Source organism: Microbacterium neimengense, from assembly GCF_054782995.1.
This window is the reverse complement of the sequence record NZ_BAAGRK010000001.1, coordinates 266458-282967: the sequence shown is the minus strand read 5'-3', so window position 1 is coordinate 282967 and position 16510 is coordinate 266458. Positions and strand designations below refer to the sequence as shown.

The 16510-nt window shown below is 69.8% G+C and carries 19 protein-coding genes; 5 read left to right on the top strand and 14 right to left on the bottom strand.

Features of this window, described 5'->3' with window-relative positions; genetic code table 11:
• Positions 1-35: 35 nt before the first annotated feature.
• From ACYVJS_RS01325 to infC, 6 genes are all read right to left on the bottom strand, one after another.
• Positions 36-950: a glutamate ABC transporter substrate-binding protein gene (locus ACYVJS_RS01325; protein WP_460737019.1), complete on the bottom strand. Its 915-nt coding sequence runs from the start codon at positions 948-950 to the stop codon at positions 36-38.
• 49 nt (positions 951-999) lie between these two features.
• On the bottom strand, positions 1000-1788 hold the full coding sequence (locus ACYVJS_RS01320; protein ID WP_460737017.1) for an amino acid ABC transporter ATP-binding protein: 789 nt from the start codon (positions 1786-1788) through the stop codon (positions 1000-1002).
• Positions 1789-1879: 91 nt separating this feature from the next.
• Positions 1880-2680, bottom strand: a complete 801-nt coding sequence (locus tag ACYVJS_RS01315; RefSeq protein WP_460737015.1) for a TrmH family RNA methyltransferase — start codon at positions 2678-2680, stop codon at positions 1880-1882.
• A gap of 76 nt (positions 2681-2756) precedes the next feature.
• Positions 2757-3143, bottom strand: a complete 387-nt coding sequence (gene rplT, locus ACYVJS_RS01310; RefSeq protein WP_137416599.1) for a 50S ribosomal protein L20 — start codon at positions 3141-3143, stop codon at positions 2757-2759.
• A gap of 29 nt (positions 3144-3172) precedes the next feature.
• Positions 3173-3367: a 50S ribosomal protein L35 gene (rpmI, locus tag ACYVJS_RS01305; RefSeq protein ID WP_055968051.1), complete on the bottom strand. Its 195-nt coding sequence runs from the start codon at positions 3365-3367 to the stop codon at positions 3173-3175.
• A 52-nt stretch (positions 3368-3419) separates the two neighbouring features.
• Positions 3420-4073, bottom strand: coding sequence for a translation initiation factor IF-3 (infC, locus tag ACYVJS_RS01300; RefSeq protein ID WP_243227224.1), 654 nt, complete (start codon positions 4071-4073; stop codon positions 3420-3422).
• Positions 4074-4315: 242 nt separating this feature from the next.
• Between infC and ACYVJS_RS01295 the strand changes: the two genes are divergently transcribed.
• Entirely contained in the window at positions 4316-4693 is a 378-nt protein-coding gene (locus tag ACYVJS_RS01295; protein WP_309736596.1) for a DUF1844 domain-containing protein, read from the top strand.
• A 15-nt stretch (positions 4694-4708) separates the two neighbouring features.
• On the opposite strand, the gene ACYVJS_RS01290 is transcribed toward ACYVJS_RS01295, so the two are convergent.
• Genes ACYVJS_RS01290 through ACYVJS_RS01265 form a run of 6 tightly spaced genes read right to left on the bottom strand, consistent with a single transcriptional unit; the run spans position 4709 to position 8996 of the window.
• A complete protein-coding gene (locus ACYVJS_RS01290) occupies positions 4709-5485 on the bottom strand; it encodes an SseB family protein (protein WP_460737012.1) in 777 nt (258 codons plus the stop codon).
• Complete coding sequence (priA, locus tag ACYVJS_RS01285; protein ID WP_460737010.1) at positions 5469-6215, bottom strand: bifunctional 1-(5-phosphoribosyl)-5-((5-phosphoribosylamino)methylideneamino)imidazole-4-carboxamide isomerase/phosphoribosylanthranilate isomerase PriA; 747 nt, start codon at positions 6213-6215, stop codon at positions 5469-5471. Before priA ends, ACYVJS_RS01290 begins: the two co-directional genes overlap by 17 nt.
• A 58-nt stretch (positions 6216-6273) precedes the next feature.
• Positions 6274-6918 carry an imidazole glycerol phosphate synthase subunit HisH gene (hisH, locus tag ACYVJS_RS01280; protein WP_460737008.1) on the bottom strand — a complete coding sequence of 215 codons (645 nt, stop codon included), beginning with the start codon at positions 6916-6918 and terminating at the stop codon, positions 6274-6276.
• Positions 6915-7532 (bottom strand): imidazoleglycerol-phosphate dehydratase HisB, encoded by a 618-nt coding sequence (gene hisB, locus ACYVJS_RS01275; protein ID WP_460737006.1) that lies wholly within the window; start codon positions 7530-7532, stop codon positions 6915-6917. The genes hisH and hisB overlap by 4 nt, the downstream gene beginning before the upstream one ends.
• Entirely contained in the window at positions 7529-8623 is a 1095-nt protein-coding gene (locus ACYVJS_RS01270; RefSeq protein ID WP_460737004.1) for a histidinol-phosphate transaminase, read from the bottom strand. The genes hisB and ACYVJS_RS01270 overlap by 4 nt, the downstream gene beginning before the upstream one ends.
• A 19-nt stretch (positions 8624-8642) precedes the next feature.
• Positions 8643-8996 (bottom strand): LysM peptidoglycan-binding domain-containing protein, encoded by a 354-nt coding sequence (locus ACYVJS_RS01265; RefSeq protein ID WP_460737002.1) that lies wholly within the window; start codon positions 8994-8996, stop codon positions 8643-8645.
• A gap of 249 nt (positions 8997-9245) precedes the next feature.
• Between ACYVJS_RS01265 and lexA the strand changes: the two genes are divergently transcribed.
• Together lexA and ACYVJS_RS01255 are read left to right on the top strand one after the other, a co-directional pair.
• The gene (gene lexA, locus ACYVJS_RS01260) at positions 9246-9917 is read left to right on the top strand and encodes a transcriptional repressor LexA (protein ID WP_460737000.1); all 672 of its coding nucleotides are present in this window, start codon (positions 9246-9248) and stop codon (positions 9915-9917) included.
• A gap of 59 nt (positions 9918-9976) precedes the next feature.
• On the top strand, positions 9977-12115 hold the full coding sequence (locus ACYVJS_RS01255; protein ID WP_460736999.1) for a dipeptidyl-peptidase 5: 2139 nt from the start codon (positions 9977-9979) through the stop codon (positions 12113-12115).
• Positions 12116-12122: 7 nt separating this feature from the next.
• On the opposite strand, the gene hflX is transcribed toward ACYVJS_RS01255, so the two are convergent.
• Positions 12123-13637, bottom strand: a complete 1515-nt coding sequence (hflX, locus tag ACYVJS_RS01250) for a GTPase HflX (RefSeq protein WP_460736997.1) — start codon at positions 13635-13637, stop codon at positions 12123-12125.
• Between the two features lie 75 nt (positions 13638-13712).
• Between hflX and ACYVJS_RS01245 the strand changes: the two genes are divergently transcribed.
• Both ACYVJS_RS01245 and ACYVJS_RS01240 read left to right on the top strand, forming a co-directional pair.
• On the top strand, positions 13713-14354 hold the full coding sequence (locus ACYVJS_RS01245) for a class I SAM-dependent methyltransferase (RefSeq protein ID WP_460736995.1): 642 nt from the start codon (positions 13713-13715) through the stop codon (positions 14352-14354).
• Positions 14355-14433: 79 nt separating this feature from the next.
• On the top strand, positions 14434-15648 hold the full coding sequence (locus ACYVJS_RS01240) for an MFS transporter (protein ID WP_460736993.1): 1215 nt from the start codon (positions 14434-14436) through the stop codon (positions 15646-15648).
• Here ACYVJS_RS01240 and dapF read toward each other — a convergent pair.
• Entirely contained in the window at positions 15645-16502 is an 858-nt protein-coding gene (gene dapF, locus ACYVJS_RS01235; protein WP_460736991.1) for a diaminopimelate epimerase, read from the bottom strand. The genes ACYVJS_RS01240 and dapF overlap by 4 nt on opposite strands.
• Positions 16503-16510 lie beyond the last annotated feature (8 nt).

The following is a 16510-nucleotide window of genomic DNA, read 5'->3' as shown; positions in this document are numbered from 1 at the left end:
TCCCGCCGGAGAGACCGCCCTCACCTCAGGGTCTGTCAGCTGGCTGCGTCGACCGCGGGCTCCTCGACGGTGATCCCGGACGCGCCGAGGTTCTTGTCGAAGATGGCCTGCCAGATGTCGCCGCCGTCGGTGAACATCTCGTTGATGTGCTCGAGCAGAACGGTGTCGCCCTTCTCGAGACCGACGCCGTAGCGCTCCTCGCTGAACGGCTCACCGACGACCTTGAGCTCGTCCGGGTACAGGGCCGCGTAGCCGATCAGGATGGCCTGGTCGGTGGTGACCGCATCCACCTGGCCGTTCAGCAGCGCCTCGACGCAGGCCGAGTAGACGTCGAACTCGGTCGTGGGCACGCCCGGGAAGTTCGCCTTGATGTTCTGGATGGGCGTGGATCCGGTGGCCGAGCACACGTTGGTGTCAGGCCCCAGATCCGCCTCGCTGGCGATGTCGCTGTCGCTGGCGACGAGCAGACCCTGGCCCGTGATGAAGTAGGGGCCGGCGAAGTCGATCTGCTCCTTACGCTTGTCGGTGATCGAGTAGGTACCGACGTAGTAGTCGATGTCGCCGTTCACGATCGCCTGCTCGCGGTTCGCCGAGGCGATGGGCTGGAAGGTGATGTCCTCCTCGCCGTACCCGAGGGATGCGGCGATCCAGCGGGCGATGTCGATGTCGAATCCGGTGCGCTCGTTGGTCGTGACGTCCAGGAAGCCGAGCCCCGGCTGGTCCTCCTTGACTCCCACGATCACTCCGCCGCGCTCGGTGATGCGGTCGAAGGTGGGGCTGCCCTCGAGCGAGACGTCGCTGGCGGTCTCGAACCAGACCGAGCTCTCGTCGGTGCCCTCCGATCCGCCGGCAGCGCCGCCGGGGGCCGGCGAGCCGCTGTTGCAGGCGGTGAGGCCGAGGGTGGCGACGGCCGCGAGACCCAGAAGGGCGGTCAGTCGTGTGGTGCGCATTTCTCTCTCCTTGCTGTGGGGGGATTGGTGCGGGAGCAACGTGCGGGGGTCAGTGGGTGATGAGCTTCGAGAGGAAGTCCTTCGCCCTTTCGCTCTTGGGGGCGGTGAAGAAGGTGTCGGGCGCGGCCTCTTCGACGATGCGCCCGTCGGCCATGAAGACGACGCGGTCGGCGGCCTTGCGCGCGAAACCCATCTCGTGCGTCACGACGATCATGGTCATGCCCGACTCGGCGAGCGACGTCATGACGTCGAGGACCTCGTTGATCATCTCGGGGTCCAGGGCGCTGGTGGGCTCGTCGAAGAGCATGACCTTCGGCGTCATGGCCAGGGCCCGGGCGATCGCGACGCGCTGCTGCTGTCCGCCGGAGAGCTGGGCGGGGAGCTTGTTCGCCTGATGCGCGACGCCGACGCGCTCGAGAAGCGTCTTCGCCTCGCGCACGGCATCCGCCTGCTTCATGCCCTTGACCTTGATCGGGCCGAGTGTGACGTTCTCGAGGATCGTGAGGTGCGAAAAGAGGTTGAACGACTGGAACACCATGCCGACGTCCGCGCGGAGGGCGGCGAGCTGCTTGCCCTCGCTCGGCAGCTTCTCGCCGTCGATCGTGATGGTGCCGCTCGTGATCGTCTCGAGCCGGTTGATGGTGCGGCACAGCGTCGACTTGCCCGAACCGGAGGGCCCGATCACCACCACGACCTCACCGCGGTTGACGGTCAGGTCGATATCGGTGAGGGCCTGGAAGTCGCCGTAGTGCTTCTGAACGTCGCTGAGGACGACCAGCGGGTCGCCGCGACGCACGGTGATGTTCGAAGTCGGGGGCGCGGCATCCGAAGGCGTCATCTGGACAGACTATGAATCGCCTCAGCGCGCAACCCGACCTCTTGACGGATCTCTCACCGACTTCTAACGTTCGCCCGGTCCGGGCGAGGCGTCAGCTGCGCTGTGCGAAGGCGGACTCGTAGAGGCACACACTCGCGGCGGTTGCGAGGTTCAGAGACTCCGCGCTGCCGTAGATCGGCAGCCGCAGCGCCGCATCCGCGAGCTCGAGCGCCGCATCCTCCAGGCCTCGCGCCTCGTTGCCGAACAGCCAAGCCGTCGGCTGGGCGAGCAGGCCCGCCGCGCGCGCGTCGAGGAGGTCCTCCCCCTTGACGTCCGCCGCGATGACGCGGAGCCCCGCCGCGCGGATGGCGCTGACGGCGGTCTCCAGCTCGCCGGCCCGGGCGAGCGCGATGTGGAAGAGGGAGCCGGTGGTCGCGCGGACCACCTTCGGGTTGTAGGGATCGACCGTGCGCCCGGTCAGCACCACCGCGTCGGCGCCCGCCGCGTCGGCCGCGCGGACGATGGTTCCGAGGTTGCCGGGATCGCGCACCTCCTCGCAGATCGCGAGCAGGCGAGGGCCGGCTGCCAGCACATCGCGCAGCGACGTGGGGAACTGACGGGCGACGGCGACGATCCCCTGCGGTGTGACGGTATCCGCCATCGCCTCGAGCACCGGCTCGGACGTGTACTCGATCTCGAGACCCGCCTCGGCCGCGGCGTCTCGCAGATCCTGGTGCCGCTCGAGGGCGGTCGGGGTCGCGAACAGCTCGACGATGCTCTCGGGTCGGAAGGCGAGGGCTTCGCGCACCGCCTGCGGGCCCTCGAGAAGGAACAGGCCCGTCTCGTCGCGGGCAGCCCGTTTGGCGAGTTTGGCGACGGCGCGAACGCGTGGGGATCGGGGATTCTCCAGCACGTTCCCAGTCTAGGGTGACGCGAGTACACCGAAGGGGCGCCCTCCGCGAGGAGGACGCCCCTTCGGGGTGTTCTGATTACGCCGAGGCCTTGGCGGCGTTGACGTCGGTCGGCAGAGCCGCCTTCGCCGTCGCCACGAGCGACGCGAACGTGGCGGGCTCGTTCACGGCGAGCTCTGCCAGGATGCGGCGGTCGACCTGCACACCCGCGAGGCCGAGGCCCTGGATGAAGCGGTTGTAGGTGATGCCGTTCTGGCGGGCAGCGGCGTTGATGCGCTGGATCCAGAGGCGGCGGAAGTCGCCCTTGCGCTTGCGACGGTCACGGTACGCGTAGACCAGCGAGTGGGTGACCTGCTCCTTGGCCTTGCGGTACAGGCGCGAACGCTGACCGCGGTAACCGGAGGCGCGCTCGAGGATGACGCGACGCTTCTTGTGGGCGTTTACTGCCCGCTTGACTCTAGCCATTTCTTTCCCTTACTTACGTGCGTCGGCGATCAGAGGCCGAGGAGCTTCTTGGCCTGCTTGGCGTCACCGGGAGCCAGGACCTGCTCCTGGTTCAGACGACGGGTGCGACGGCTCGACTTGCCCTCGAGGTTGTGACGCATGCCCGCCTGCTGCTTCATGAGCTTGCCGCTTCCGGTCAGCTTGAAGCGCTTCTTGGCACCCGAGTGGGTCTTCTGCTTCGGCATCTTCTCTTCCTTCGTTGTGACTCCCGCGTGGCGCGGGATCAGGTGTGTGGCCTTATTCGGCCGCGTCTGCGGTGGCAGGCTCCGGGGCATCCCCAGTGCGTGCCTGACGGGCGGCTTCCTTGTTCGCCGCGCGCTGAGCGTTCTGCTCCGCCTTCGCCTCGGACTTGTTCTTGTGCGGGGCGACCACCATGACCATGTTGCGTCCGTCGATCGTGGGGTTCGACTCCACGGTGCCGAACTCGGCGACGTCCTCTGCGAACTTGCGCAGCAGACGCACACCCTGCTCGGGACGCGACTGCTCGCGACCGCGGAACAGGATCATCGCCTTGACCTTGTCGCCGGCCTGCAGGAAGCCCTCGGCGCGCTTGAGCTTGGTGATGTAGTCGTGAGCTTCGATCTTCAGGCGGAAACGCACCTCTTTGAGGACGGTGTTGGCCTGATTGCGACGCGCTTCCTTGGCCTTCTGCGCAGCCTCGTACTTGAACTTGCCGTAGTCCATGATCTTGACCACGGGGGGCTTCGAGTTCGGGGCCACCTCGACGAGATCGAGGTCGGCCTCCTGGGCCAGGCGCAGCGCCACCTCGATGCGGACGACGCCGACCTGCTCACCCGCGGGTCCGACGAGGCGGACCTCGGGAACGCGGATGCGGTCGTTGGTGCGGGGATCGCTGATGCGGAACTCCTCTGACGTAGCGGATGGGGCCACCGGGATGTCGACGACATTCCCGGGCGGAAGAAGACCACGCCACCCGACACGACGCGAAGCGCCGGCTTTCTCGCACCCTGACTGCCCCCTCAGGAGGAGGCGGAGTGCAATGACCCGGTAGCCTGGAGCGGCAAGCGCGGGTGGGATGTGATCCTCTTTCGATCGGAGCAGACGCTCCGGTGCTCGCCCACTTTAGCAGAAAGAGCAACGTGGACTCGACTCCGTACGACCAGGCCGCCGACATCGACGCGCAGGCACGCGCCAACCAGGAGCGCTGGGAGCGTCAGGAGGCCGCGGCGACGGCCGCATCCCGCGACATCGCAGACGTGCCCGCGGTGGAGGTCATCACCACCACCGCCGTGCACCTGCTCAGCGCCGCCGCCGTCAAGGTGGGCCTCGCCGACGACCCCGAGACGCAGACCGACCTCGACGAGGCGCGCAAGCTCATCAACGCCCTCGCGGGTCTGATCACGGCCGGAGCGCCGGAGATCAGCGACATGCACGCACGGTCGCTGCGCGACGGATTGCGCTCGGTCCAGCTCGCGTTCCGCGAGGCGTCGGTGATTCCGGATCCGATCGGCAAGGGTCCCGGCGAAAAGTGGACGGGTCCCGTCACCTGAGCGGATGCGGCCGGCTCAGCGCGACCGGCGGAGCTTGACCGTCAACGAGTCGACGAGCACCGCGATGCGGTCATCGACCGACCAGCGGCGCGCGAGACGGGCCAGTACCGCGTCGAGCTGCTCCTTGTCGAGACCGTCGATGAGGTGCAGCTCGACGATCAGCTCCGGCCCCCGCAGACGCGCGTCGGGGTCGCCCGCGGCGACCGAGAGGTCGAGCACGGCGAGTTCACCGCCGATGCTTTCCTGCAGCCCTGCGAAGACCTCGGGCGACACGGGGCTCGGCTCCCACGGGTGTCCCTGACCGATCGCCCAGACAGCCGGACGACGCAGCACGAACTCCGTCGGCGACCCAGGATCGATGACGATGAGATCGGTGTCGTCGCCCGCAGCCGCGAGTGCGGTGCGGATGCCGTCGGCGGGCACGGGCCTCGCGGACGGATCCCACCGGGCCATGGTCTCGACAGAGGTGAACACCGGAAGCACGCGGCGTCCGTCGGGTCCGGCCACCGTGACGATCGACAGCTCCTGCGTCTTGTCCACGCGCAACCCGCTGGGGGCTGTGCCCTCCTCTCCCTTCTCGGCGATGAGGGGGATCAGCAGGCGCGCACGGCGATAGGCGTCGACGACGGCGACGGCGTCGCCTCCGCCCGCGCGGAAGTCGGTCAGCGCGTCGAGCAGCGCCGCGTCCGCGGAACCGTCGTCACCCGCATGGGTGTTCGGCTGGAATCGGCGCCCCTCCCAGGGAACTCCTGCGGAGTCGTGTCCGCAGCTCTCGTCAGCGCCCTGCGACATCCAGCGCCTCGGCCAGCGTGAACGCGCCGGCGTAGAGGGCCTTGCCCACGATGGCGCCCTCGACGCCCAGCGGCACCAGCTCGCGGAGCGCGGCGATGTCGTCGAGGCTCGAGATCCCGCCCGAGGCGACGACCGGCTTAGGGGTGCGCGCCGTGACCTCGCGCAGCAGTTCCACGTTGGGTCCGCGCAGCGTGCCGTCCTTGGTGACGTCGGTCACGACATAGCGGCTGCAGCCCGCATCCTCGAGGCGGTCCAGCACGGCCCAGAGGTCACCGCCCTCGCGGGTCCAGCCGCGCGCGGCGAGCGTGGTGCCCCGTACGTCCAGGCCGACGGCGACGGCCTCGCCGTAGCGGCCGATGACATCCGCCGCCCACTCGGGGTTCTCCAGCGCCGCCGTGCCGAGGTTGATGCGCGAAGCCCCTGATTCGAGAGCGGCGTCGAGGCTCTCGTCGTCGCGGATGCCGCCCGACAGCTCGACCTGGACACCCTTCACCTGCTTGATGACCCGGCGCATGACGGCGGTGTTGTTGCCGCGGCCGAACGCGGCGTCGAGGTCGACGAGATGGATCCACTGCGCGCCCTGCCGCGCCCACTCGACCGCGGCATCGACAGGGTCGCCGTAGCTGGTCTCGCTACCGGCCTCGCCCTGGGTGAGACGGACGGCCTTCCCGTCGGCGACATCGACCGCCGGCAGGAGGATGAGTTCAGGGGTGGACGCGAAATCGTTCATGGCTCCTCGTGCGCTCGCGCACCCGGCGGATCCCCGGCGTGCGGCACGAGGTAAGAGACTACTGGGGTCGCAGCGTGCTGATCCAATTGGAGAGCAGACGGATGCCCGCAGCACCCGACTTCTCGGGGTGGAACTGCGTCGCGCTGAGCGGCCCGTTCTCCACGGCGGCGAGGAACGGGGAGCCGTGCGTGCTCCACGTGAGCACCGGTTCGGCGAACGGCGCCTGCGGCGGCATCGTCCACTGCTGGGCAGCAAAGGAGTGGACGAAGTAGAAGCGCTCGTCCTCCAGCCCTGCGAACAGGCGCGAGCCCGGCTCGGGCGCGACGGTGTTCCAGCCCATGTGGGGCAGAACCGGCGCGTCGAGCTCGGTGACCGTTCCTGGCCACTCCCCCAACCCGTCGGTCGCGTCCCCGCGTTCGACGCCGTGCTCGAAGAGCACCTGCATGCCGACGCAGATGCCCAGGACGGCACGTCCGCCGGCCAAGCGCCGGCCGATGAGCTCGTCGCCCTTGCTGGCGCGCAGAGCCTCTGCCACCGCTCGGAACGCCCCCACTCCCGGCACCAGCAGGCCGTCTGCATCCTGGATGAGGCCGCGGTCGGCAGTCAGCCGTGCGTCGGCGCCGGCTGCGGCCAGCGCCTTGACGGCGGAGTGGACATTGCCCGACCCGTAGTCGAGGACCGCGACGAGCGGAGCGTCGGTCACAGGGCGCCCTTGGTGCTGGGAATGCCGTCGACGAGCGGGTCGAGCGCCTTGGCCTGGCGGAAGGCACGTGCGAACGCCTTGAACTCCGCCTCGGCGATGTGGTGCGGGTCGCGACCACCGAGCACGCGGACGTGCACCGTGAGCGCGGCGTTGTAGGCGATGGCCTCGAACGAGTGCCGCACGAGGGACCCGGTGAAGTGGCCGCCGATCAGGTGGAAGGCGTACCCCTCGGGCTCACCGTCGTGGACCAGGTAGGGACGACCGCTGATGTCGACGACCGCCTGTGCGAGCGCCTCGTCGAGGGGCACGAGCGCGTCGCCGTAGCGCGCGATGCCACTCTTGTCCCTCAGCGCGGCGCGGATGGCCTGACCGAGCACGATCGAGACATCCTCCACAGTGTGGTGCGCGTCGATGTGAGTGTCGCCCGTGGCCCGCACCGTCAGATCGGTGAGGGAGTGCTTGGCGAACGCCGTCAACAGGTGGTCGAAGAACGGAACGCTCGTCGAGATCGAGCTCTTCCCGGTGCCGTCGAGGTCGAGCGAGAGCTCGATCTGCGACTCGCTCGTGGCCCGGCTGAGCTCGGCAGTGCGGTGAGGGACGGGCTGCGCGGTCATGCCTGCGAGTCTATCGACGCCATGGCAGCCAGGAACGCGGTCGTCTCGGCCTCGGTTCCCGCGGTGACACGCAGGTGGCCGGGGATACCGACGTCGCGGATGAGGACGCCGCGCTCGTAGAGCGCCTGCCAGACGGCCGCGGGGTCGGCGACGCCGCCGAAGAGCACGAAGTTGGTCCACGATTCGTGCGGGCGGTAGCCCATCGCCGCCAGCTCACGACTGATGCGATCGCGCTGGGCGACGATCTCGTCGACCATGCCGAGCATCGTGTCCGCGTGACGCAGCGCCGCCTCCGCCGCCGCCTGGGTCAGCGCACTGAGGTGGTACGGCAGCCGCACCAGACGAAGAGCGTCAACGACGGCGGGATCGGCAGCAAGGTAGCCCACACGCGCACCCGCGAAGGCGAACGCCTTGCTCATCGTGCGGGAGACGATCAGCCGCTCACGCCCGGGCAGGAGGGAGATCGCCGACACGGTGCCCCGCGGGGCAAATTCCTGATACGCCTCGTCCACGATGACGATGCCGCGGCTGGCGGCGTACACCGCCTCGATGACGTCGAGCGTCATCGGCGTGCCGGTGGGATTGTTCGGCGCACAGAGGAAGATCACGTCCGGGTCCGCCTGACGTACCTGCTCCGCAGCGGATGAGGCGCTCAGGCTGTAGTCGTCGGCACGCGTACCGGCGATCCAGCTCGCCCCCGTCGCCCGGGTGAGCAGCGGATACATCGAGTACGTGGGGGCGAAGCCGAAGGCCGTGCGCCCAGGACCCGCGAACGCCTGCAGAACGTGCTGCAGCACCTCATTGGATCCGTTCGCCGCCCAGATCTGCTCCGTCGTCAGCCCGCCGCCCAGATACCCGGCGAACGCCTCGCGCAAGTGCGTGAACTCGCGGTCGGGGTAGCGGTTCACCTGTTCGAGAGCGGCGCCGATCGACGCGAGGATGTCGGCCGCCACGTCAGCCGGGACAGGATGCGTGTTCTCGTTGACGTTCAACGCCACCGGAAGCGGCGCTTGGGGGGCGCCGTAGGGCTTGAGCCCGCGCAGGTCGTCGCGGATCGGCAGATCGTCGAGGCTGATGGTCACGCGGTCCATCGTAGAACCGCGCAGCACCTCACTCGCCCGAGCTGTACTCCGCCGGGATGGCCAGACGCTGACCGGCGCTCACCTGCGCGCCCGGCAGCGTGTTGAGCCGCATGATCGCGTCGACGACGTCACGCGGGTCGTCCTGCGGCGCGACCTCCTCCGCGATCGACCACAGCGACTCCCCCGCCATCACCGTCACCATCTCGAACGAGCCGGCAGCTGCGCCGGGCTCGCGGGAGGCGAGCGCGGATCCACCGCTGATCACACCGACGGCCACCGCCGCGACGACGGGCAGAGCAACGAGCCAGGCGAGCACCCGGCGACCGCGCGCGGTCAGGCGCAGGCGGGTGGCGACGGGGGCGGCGAACTCGATCGTGCTCATGACGACTCCTTCAGGACGGGAAGAGATTCGTACCCGACCCCCCGGCCGGGAGGACCGGGTACGAACTTCTCTTCCGAAGCTATCTTCGATTTACGGTACTGTCAAGTGATCGCACAACCCGCTGAGTTTCGAAGACGACACGCCCTGTCCAAGGACCGGATCGCCGCCGATTCCCGCTACGGTTTGGCTGAGGACACCGAATCACCGACCTCCGACATTCGAACGGAACAGACCCGACGGGAGCGCCGCATGGCCACCAACCAGAAGCCGCAGACCCGCCGGCGCAAGAGCCTCAGCGACAAGCAGCTCGCGATCCTCGAGGTCATCCAGCACTCGATCGCACGCCACGGCTACCCGCCGAGCATGCGAGAGATCGGAGACGCGGTCGGACTGAAGTCGCTCTCGAGCGTCACTCACCAGCTCAACCAGCTGGAGCTCTCCGGCTACCTGCGGCGCGACCCCGGCAAGACGCGCGCCATGGAGGTCCTGATCGATCTGCCCGGCACCGCCGCAGAGAACCCTGCCGATGCGGCACCCGCCGTGGGCGACGCCGCCCTGGTGCCTCTCGTGGGTCGGATCGCGGCGGGTGTGCCGATCACGGCCGACCAACATGTCGAAGAGATCTTCCCGCTGCCTCGCCAGCTCGTAGGCAAGGGCGATCTGTTCATGCTGAAGGTGTCGGGAGACTCGATGATCGACGCCGCGATCTGCGACGGCGACTGGGTCGTGATCCGCTCGCAGCCGACGGCGGAGAACGGCGACATCGTCGCCGCGATGCTCGACGGGGAGGCGACGGTGAAGACGTTTCGGCGCCGTGACGGGCACGTGTGGCTGCTGCCGCGCAACACGGCCTTCGAGCCGATCCTCGGCGATGATGCCGTCGTGCTCGGAAAGGTCGTCGCGCTGATGCGCGCTGTCTGACCCCTCGACTCCTCCTCGTTCGGCTGGGCTGTCGGCTGGCCGCCGCGTAGCGTGGTGACATGACCGCCTCCAGCTCTTACGGTTCCTGGCCGTCCCCCATCTCAGCTGCCGACGTCGCAGGCGCCTCAACCCGCTTCGACGGCGCGCGTTTCGTCGGCGACGAGATCTGGTGGGCCCAGTCGGTGCCCGACGAGGGCGGGCGGATGGCGGTTCGCCGCCGACAGGGCGACGGGCGGACCGGCGACGTCCTTCCCACTCCCTGGAGTGCCCGGTCGCGCGTGCACGAGTACGGCGGCGGCGCGTGGTGCGCCACGGATGACGGCCGGCTGCTGTTCGTCGAGGGCAGCGACCAGCGCGTGTACGCGCTCGATCCCGACGGCGCCCCGATGCCGCTCACGCCCGGGGAGGACGACACGGCGTTCGGCGGCCTCGTGTGGGCCGCGGGGCGTCTGCTGGCAGTGCGGGAGCGTACGGCAGCCTCCGGAGGGGAACGAGCCATCGTGGAGATCGCCCTGGACGGCTCCGGCGCGCGCGTCGTCGCCGACGGGGACGACTTCGTCGCCCAGCCCGCACTGTCTCCTGACGGTCGTCATCTCGCCTGGATCGGCTGGAACCAGCCCGACCTGCCCTGGGACCGCACGCGCGTGCACATCGGGCGGCTGCGCGACGGCGTGGTCGTCGATGCGATGAGCGTGACGGACGGTGCGGCTTCGGCCCTCCAGCCGGTGTGGACCGGTTCCGACGAACTGCTGTACCTCGACGACGCGTCGGGCCGGTGGCAGGTGCAGCGCGTGCGCCCCGACACCGGCGAGCACAGCACCCTCACTCACGACGACGCCGACACCGGCGGCGCGCTGTGGACGCTCGGGATGCGGTGGTTCGCCCCGCTCGAGGACGGACGGATCGTCGCGGTGCGCACGAACGGCGAGGACTCTGTCGTGGTGATCGATCCCGCCGACGGCGCGACTCGCGCCGTCGGTATCGACGGCGCATCCCAGAGCTTTCTCGAGGACGCGCGTGGCACGCGCTTCCTGATCACGACGGCTTCCGCATCCGCCCCGCTCGGGCTCTGGCTCGTGGACGCGGACGGCGTCGCGGCGCCGGAACGGCTAGCAGGCGACGACCTCTCAGCGCTCGAGCCGTGGCTGCCCGCGCCACGCGCGTTGACCGCTGACGGACCCCACGGACCCGTGCACGCCTACTTCTATCCGCCGACCCATCCAGAACGACGCGGACCCGACGACGAGCTCGCTCCCTGCCTCGTGTGGGTGCACGGCGGACCGACCGCCCATGTGGGCCCTGCCGCATCCCGCAAGATCGCCTTCTTCACCAGCCGGGGCATCGGAGTGCTCGACGTCAACTACTCCGGATCGACCGGCTACGGGCGCGCCTACCGTGAGCGGCTGCGCGGCCAGTGGGGCGTCGCCGACGTGGACGACGTGATCGCAGCCGCCCGACACCTCGCCGCGGCCGGTCTCGCAGACCCGGACCGCCTCGCGATCGAGGGAGGGTCGGCCGGCGGTTGGACGGTGCTGTCGGCGCTCACCCGAGGCGAGGTCTTCGCCGCGGGAGTCTCCCGCTACGGCGTCGGTGACGCACGCGCGCTCGCGGCGGATACGCACGAGTTCGAGTCGCGCTATCTCGACGGACTCATCGGTCCTCTGCCGGAGACGGAGGAGGTTTACGTCGAACGCTCGCCGCTGACGCATCCCGAGCGCTTCCGGGTGCCGTTGCTGATCCTGCAGGGCACCGAGGACCGGGTTGTCCCGCCCGCGCAGGCCGAGGCCATCCGCGACGCGCTGCGCCACCACGGCGTCCCGCACGCATACGTCCTGTACGAGGGCGAGGGACACGGGTTCCGACGCCGGGAGACGACCATCGACGCGCTCGCCTCCGAGCTCGCGTTCCTCGGCGAGGTGTTCGGCTTCGCCGCGGACGCGCCCGAGCTTGCGCTCTCGATCGGCGCGTTGCGCGTCGCCGACGGCCCGGACGGGCGGGAGGTGTTCATCGACCGCGAGAATCACACCGCGCATGCGGATCGCGACCTGGGCGTCGTCGTCTCGCGCGAGCTCGTGCGCCCCCTGTTCGCCCGCCCCCGCACCTCGGAGTGGACCGAGACCCTCCGACGGGCCGGCTTCACCGCGACGGCGGACGATCCGGCGCTGTTCGTCCTCCTGCCCGCGCTCGACGGAGAATGAGTCGGGCTCAGGCGAGGAAGTCCTCGAGCCTGCCGGCGAGCGCGGCGCCGACGCGAGCGTGCAGGGCTGTGCCCTCCGCCTCGTGCGTCTCCTCGTAGATCATCCCGTGCTCGTGCACGGCTGAGACCAGGTCGCCGCGATCGTACGGCAGCAGGACCCGCAGCTCGACCTCCGGCACGGGAAGCGCATCCTCGATGACCTGACGGAGCTCGTCGATGCCCTCGCCCGTGCGCGACGAGACGAACACCGCTGAGGGCACGAGGCCCCGCAGCAGGAGCCGCGCGTCGTCGTCGATGAGGTCGGCCTTGTTGAACACGACGATCTCATGCGTGTCGCGCGCGCCCACGTCGCCGATCACGTCGTGAACGGTTGCGAGCTGAGCGGCGGGATCGGGGTGCGAGCCGTCGACGACGTGCACGATGACGTCGGCGTCGCCGACCTCCTCGAGCGTCGAACGGAACGCCTCGACCAGCTGGTGCGGGAGGTTGCGCACGAAACCGACGGTGTCGGTCAGCGTGTAGATGCGCCCGTCCTCGGTCACCGAGCGTCGGACGGTGGCATCCAGCGTGGCGAACAGCGCGTTCTCCACAAGGACGCCCGCGCGCGTGAGGCGGTTCAGGAGGCTGGACTTGCCGGCGTTCGTGTACCCGGCGATCGCCACGGCAGGGATCGTGTTGCGCTTGCGCTCGGCACGCTTGGCGTCACGGGCCGGGGCGAAGTCCCGGATCTGACGACGCAGCTGCGCCATCCGGGTGCGGATGCGGCGGCGGTCGAGCTCGATCTTCGTCTCGCCGGGTCCGCGCGAGCCCATACCGGCGCCGCCGGCGCCGACCTGACCGCCGGCCTGCCGGCTCATCGACTCACCCCAACCGCGCAGGCGCGGCAGAAGGTACTCGAGCTGCGCGAGCTCGACCTGCGCCTTGCCCTCCCGGCTCTTCGCATGCTGGCTGAAGATGTCGAGGATCACCGTGGTGCGATCGATCACCTTGACCTTGACGACGTCTTCGAGCGCACGCCGTTGGCTCGCCGCGAGCTCGGTGTCGGCGATGACGGTGTCGGCGCCGACAGCGGCGACGATGTCGCGCAGCTCCTCCGCCTTTCCGCGGCCGATGTAGGTCGCGGGATCCGGGTGGGGCCGGCGCTGCAGCACGCCGTCGAGCACGACAGCGCCCGCGGTCTCGGCGAGTGCCGCGAGCTCGCGCAGCGAGTTCTCCGCGTCCTCGGTCGCGCCCTGCGGGTGGACGCCCACGAGCACGACGTTCTCGAGCCGCAACTGTCGGTACTCGACCTCGGTGACATCCTCGAGCTCGGTCGACAGGCCGCCGACCCGTCGCAGCGCCTGGCGCTCCTCGCGGTCGAACTGATCGCCGTCGCCGAAGCCGTCGGCGACGGTCGCCGCATCCTGCAGGGCCTGCGCTCCCGCCAGGGGGCCGCGCATCCGTGCGCGAGAGTCCGCTCGCGAGAGCACCCGGTCGACGTCGTCGAGCCGCTGCTCGTCGGTGGACGGGGGTGTTTCTGTCATCGTTTCCTTTCGGGGCGTCTCGCGCCCGATCACTCTAGCCTCCCGCCTTCGGAGACTTACCGCTACGCTTCGTGTATGGGGAGTGACCACTACTTCACCGCGTCACCCGCCAGTCCCGAGAACCTCCGCACCATCCGTGTGACCGTGGCCGGTCGCGACATCGATGTGACGACGGCCGGCGGAGTGTTCAGCCCGGATCGACTGGATGCGGGCACCGCCGTGCTGCTGAGCAACACACCGCCGCCTCCCGCCGGCGGCCACTTCCTCGACCTCGGATGCGGCTGGGGCCCGATCTCGCTCTCGCTGGCGCTTCCGTCCCCGCACGCCACGGTGTGGGCGGTCGATGTCAACCAGCGGGCGCTCGATCTCGTCCGCCGCAACGCGGAGAAGCTCGGCCTCACCAATGTGAACGCTGTGACCCCCGACGATGTTCCCGACGACATCGCCTTCCGCACGATCCGCTCGAATCCTCCGATCCGTGTCGGCAAGAACGAGCTGCACGGCATGCTCGAGCGCTGGATCCCGCGACTGGACGAACGCTCGGACGCGTGGCTCGTGGTCGCACGCAACCTCGGTGCCGATTCGCTTCAGCGCTGGCTCGCCGCTTCCTTCCCCGCGGGCTTCAGTGTGCACCGCACGGCGACGGCGCGCGGCTTCCGGGTGCTCAAGATCCGTCGCCACGGGAGCGAGGTCACCGCTCCCATCCCGTTGCCCTGACGGTGATACGCTCGGCTCACAACGACTGATGGGCTGAGGGCGCAGTTCGGGCGGGGGATGCGCCGATCGGAGTTTCCGCATGCCCTCCCCCACTTCCGTCGGCATCCGCTCGTACCGTGCCCTGCCGCGCATCGCCGGCTGGGACTACCTGGTGGCCACGAGCCTCGGGCGTCTTCCCCTGTCGATGGTTCCGCTCGCCGTGCTGACGCTCGTGACCTCCGCCACGGGGTCCATCGCCGTCGGCGGCTTCGCAGCGGCGGCCGCCGCGATCGGCGAGGCCGTCGGTGCTCCCGCCTCGGGTGCGATCGCGGACCGCATCGGGCAGCGCCCGGTCCTGCTCGCCGGTGTCGTGGTGCACGTCGCGCTTCTGGTTCTCCTGACGTGGGGCGCCGGGCGTGTGCCCGACGGTGGAGCGGTCGCTCTCGCCGCCGGAATCGGGCTGAGCCTGCCGCAGGTCGGCGCGTTCTCCCGCACCCGGTGGCTCTCCCTCGCACCGGACGATCTGCCGACCGCCTTCGCCTTCGAGGGCGTCATCGACGAGATCTCCTACATCTTCGGCCCCGCCATCGTGGGTCTGACCGCCGCGTTCGTGTCGCCGCAGGCGGCCACCCTGCTGGCGGGCGCACTCGTGGTCGCTTTCGCGACGCAGTTCGCCGTGCACCGCACGCACCGAAGCGTCCCGCGGAGGCGACAGGCACCGCCCCGCGCCGCGACCTCCGCCCGGCGCCGCACTCTGCTCGTGACCGCACTCGTCGGCATGCTGGCGATGGGCACGTTCTTCGGTGCGAGCCAGACCGGCCTCACCGCCTTCGCGGAGCGCATCGGCATCCCGGATGCGGGCGCGCTGCTCTACGCGGTCATGGCGGTCGGCTCGGCCATCACCACGCTGTCGATGGTGCTCGTCCCCGAGCGCGTCGGCACCTGGACCCGCTGGAGCGTGGCCGCCTGCGGGATGACCGTGGGCGCCTCGCTCATGCTCGTGGCCGACGACGTCGTGTGGATCGTCGGTGCCGGACTCATCGCAGGCGCCTTCCAAGGCCCACTGCTGCTGACCATCTTCCGGGTCGTGGGCGACGCCGCGGACGAAGGGCGGGCCGGCATCCTGTTGACGCTCACCACGAGCGGCATCGTCCTCGGCATCGCGGCGGGCTCCGCGCTTTCCGGGCTGCTCGCGCAGAACCTGGGTGCCGCCGCGGGCTTCGCCCCTGTGCTCAGCGCCACGCTCGTCCTGCTCATGATGGGCGTGGTCGGTGCTGCGGCCGCCAAGGGTCGAGCGGGCACCGGCTCCCGCTAGGCCAGCGTCACCTCGCCGTGGAAGACCAGCGAGGCGGGCCCCGACAGCAGCACGTGCCCGTCGTGCATGCGCACGCCCAGCGTCCCGCCGGGCACGTCCACGACCCATGCCTCGGGCGCCGCGGGCCCCGCCCAATGGCGCACCGCGAGAGCTGCGGCGGCCACACCGGTGCCGCAACTGAGCGTCTCTCCGACGCCCCGCTCGAAGACCCGCATCCGGATCCCGCCCACGCCGCCCACGACGAGGGGGTCGCTGGGGACGACGAACTCGATGTTCGCACCGGCCGGCGGCGGCGGATCGAGCACGGGCTGCACCGTCAGATCGAGCGCCTCCAACTCGGCCTCGGAGGACAGGGCCACCACGACATGGGGATTGCCGACGTCCACCGGCTGACCCGGACGCGCGACATCCAGACCGCGGGCACGCACGAGCACGTCGTTCTCGTCGACGACCCACTCTCCCAGATCCACCTCGAAGCCGCGTTCGCTGCGCGTGAGCGTCTTGACCCCGGCGCGGGTTCCGATGCGCAGCGGCGCGTCGAGCGACGCGAGGTTCTGGTCCTCGAGGAAACGCGCGAACACGCGCGTGCCGTTGCCGCACATCTCCGCCTTCGACCCGTCGGCGTTGCGGTAGTCCATGAACCACTCGGCGCCGGCTGCAGCAGCATCCGCGCCCTCGGGGATCCGAGCCGACCGCACGACACGGAGGAGTCCGTCCCCGCCGATGCCGAATCGGCGATCGCAGAGCACCGCGATCTGGTCGTCGCTGAGATCGAGCTCTCCGTCGGGATCGGTGAGGATCACGAAGTCGTTCCCGGTTCCGTGGCCCTTGGTGAACGGGAGCGTGCGCGACATTCCGCCAG

Coding starts and splice junctions, on each gene's coding strand:
- ACYVJS_RS01325 (WP_460737019.1), bottom strand. CDS start 950: ATGCGCACCACACGACTGACCGCCCTTCTGGGTCTCGCGGCCGTCGCC.
- ACYVJS_RS01320 (WP_460737017.1), bottom strand. CDS start 1,788: ATGACGCCTTCGGATGCCGCGCCCCCGACTTCGAACATCACCGTGCGT.
- rplT (WP_137416599.1), bottom strand. CDS start 3,143: ATGGCTAGAGTCAAGCGGGCAGTAAACGCCCACAAGAAGCGTCGCGTC.
- rpmI (WP_055968051.1), bottom strand. CDS start 3,367: ATGCCGAAGCAGAAGACCCACTCGGGTGCCAAGAAGCGCTTCAAGCTG.
- ACYVJS_RS01290 (WP_460737012.1), bottom strand. CDS start 5,485: ATGTCGCAGGGCGCTGACGAGAGCTGCGGACACGACTCCGCAGGAGTT.
- priA (WP_460737010.1), bottom strand. CDS start 6,215: ATGAACGATTTCGCGTCCACCCCTGAACTCATCCTCCTGCCGGCGGTC.
- hisB (WP_460737006.1), bottom strand. CDS start 7,532: ATGACCGCGCAGCCCGTCCCTCACCGCACTGCCGAGCTCAGCCGGGCC.
- ACYVJS_RS01270 (WP_460737004.1), bottom strand. CDS start 8,623: ATGGACCGCGTGACCATCAGCCTCGACGATCTGCCGATCCGCGACGAC.
- ACYVJS_RS01265 (WP_460737002.1), bottom strand. CDS start 8,996: ATGAGCACGATCGAGTTCGCCGCCCCCGTCGCCACCCGCCTGCGCCTG.
- lexA (WP_460737000.1), top strand. CDS start 9,246: ATGGCCACCAACCAGAAGCCGCAGACCCGCCGGCGCAAGAGCCTCAGC.
- ACYVJS_RS01255 (WP_460736999.1), top strand. CDS start 9,977: ATGACCGCCTCCAGCTCTTACGGTTCCTGGCCGTCCCCCATCTCAGCT.
- hflX (WP_460736997.1), bottom strand. CDS start 13,637: ATGACAGAAACACCCCCGTCCACCGACGAGCAGCGGCTCGACGACGTC.
- ACYVJS_RS01245 (WP_460736995.1), top strand. CDS start 13,713: ATGGGGAGTGACCACTACTTCACCGCGTCACCCGCCAGTCCCGAGAAC.
- ACYVJS_RS01240 (WP_460736993.1), top strand. CDS start 14,434: ATGCCCTCCCCCACTTCCGTCGGCATCCGCTCGTACCGTGCCCTGCCG.
- dapF (WP_460736991.1), bottom strand. CDS start 16,502: ATGTCGCGCACGCTCCCGTTCACCAAGGGCCACGGAACCGGGAACGAC.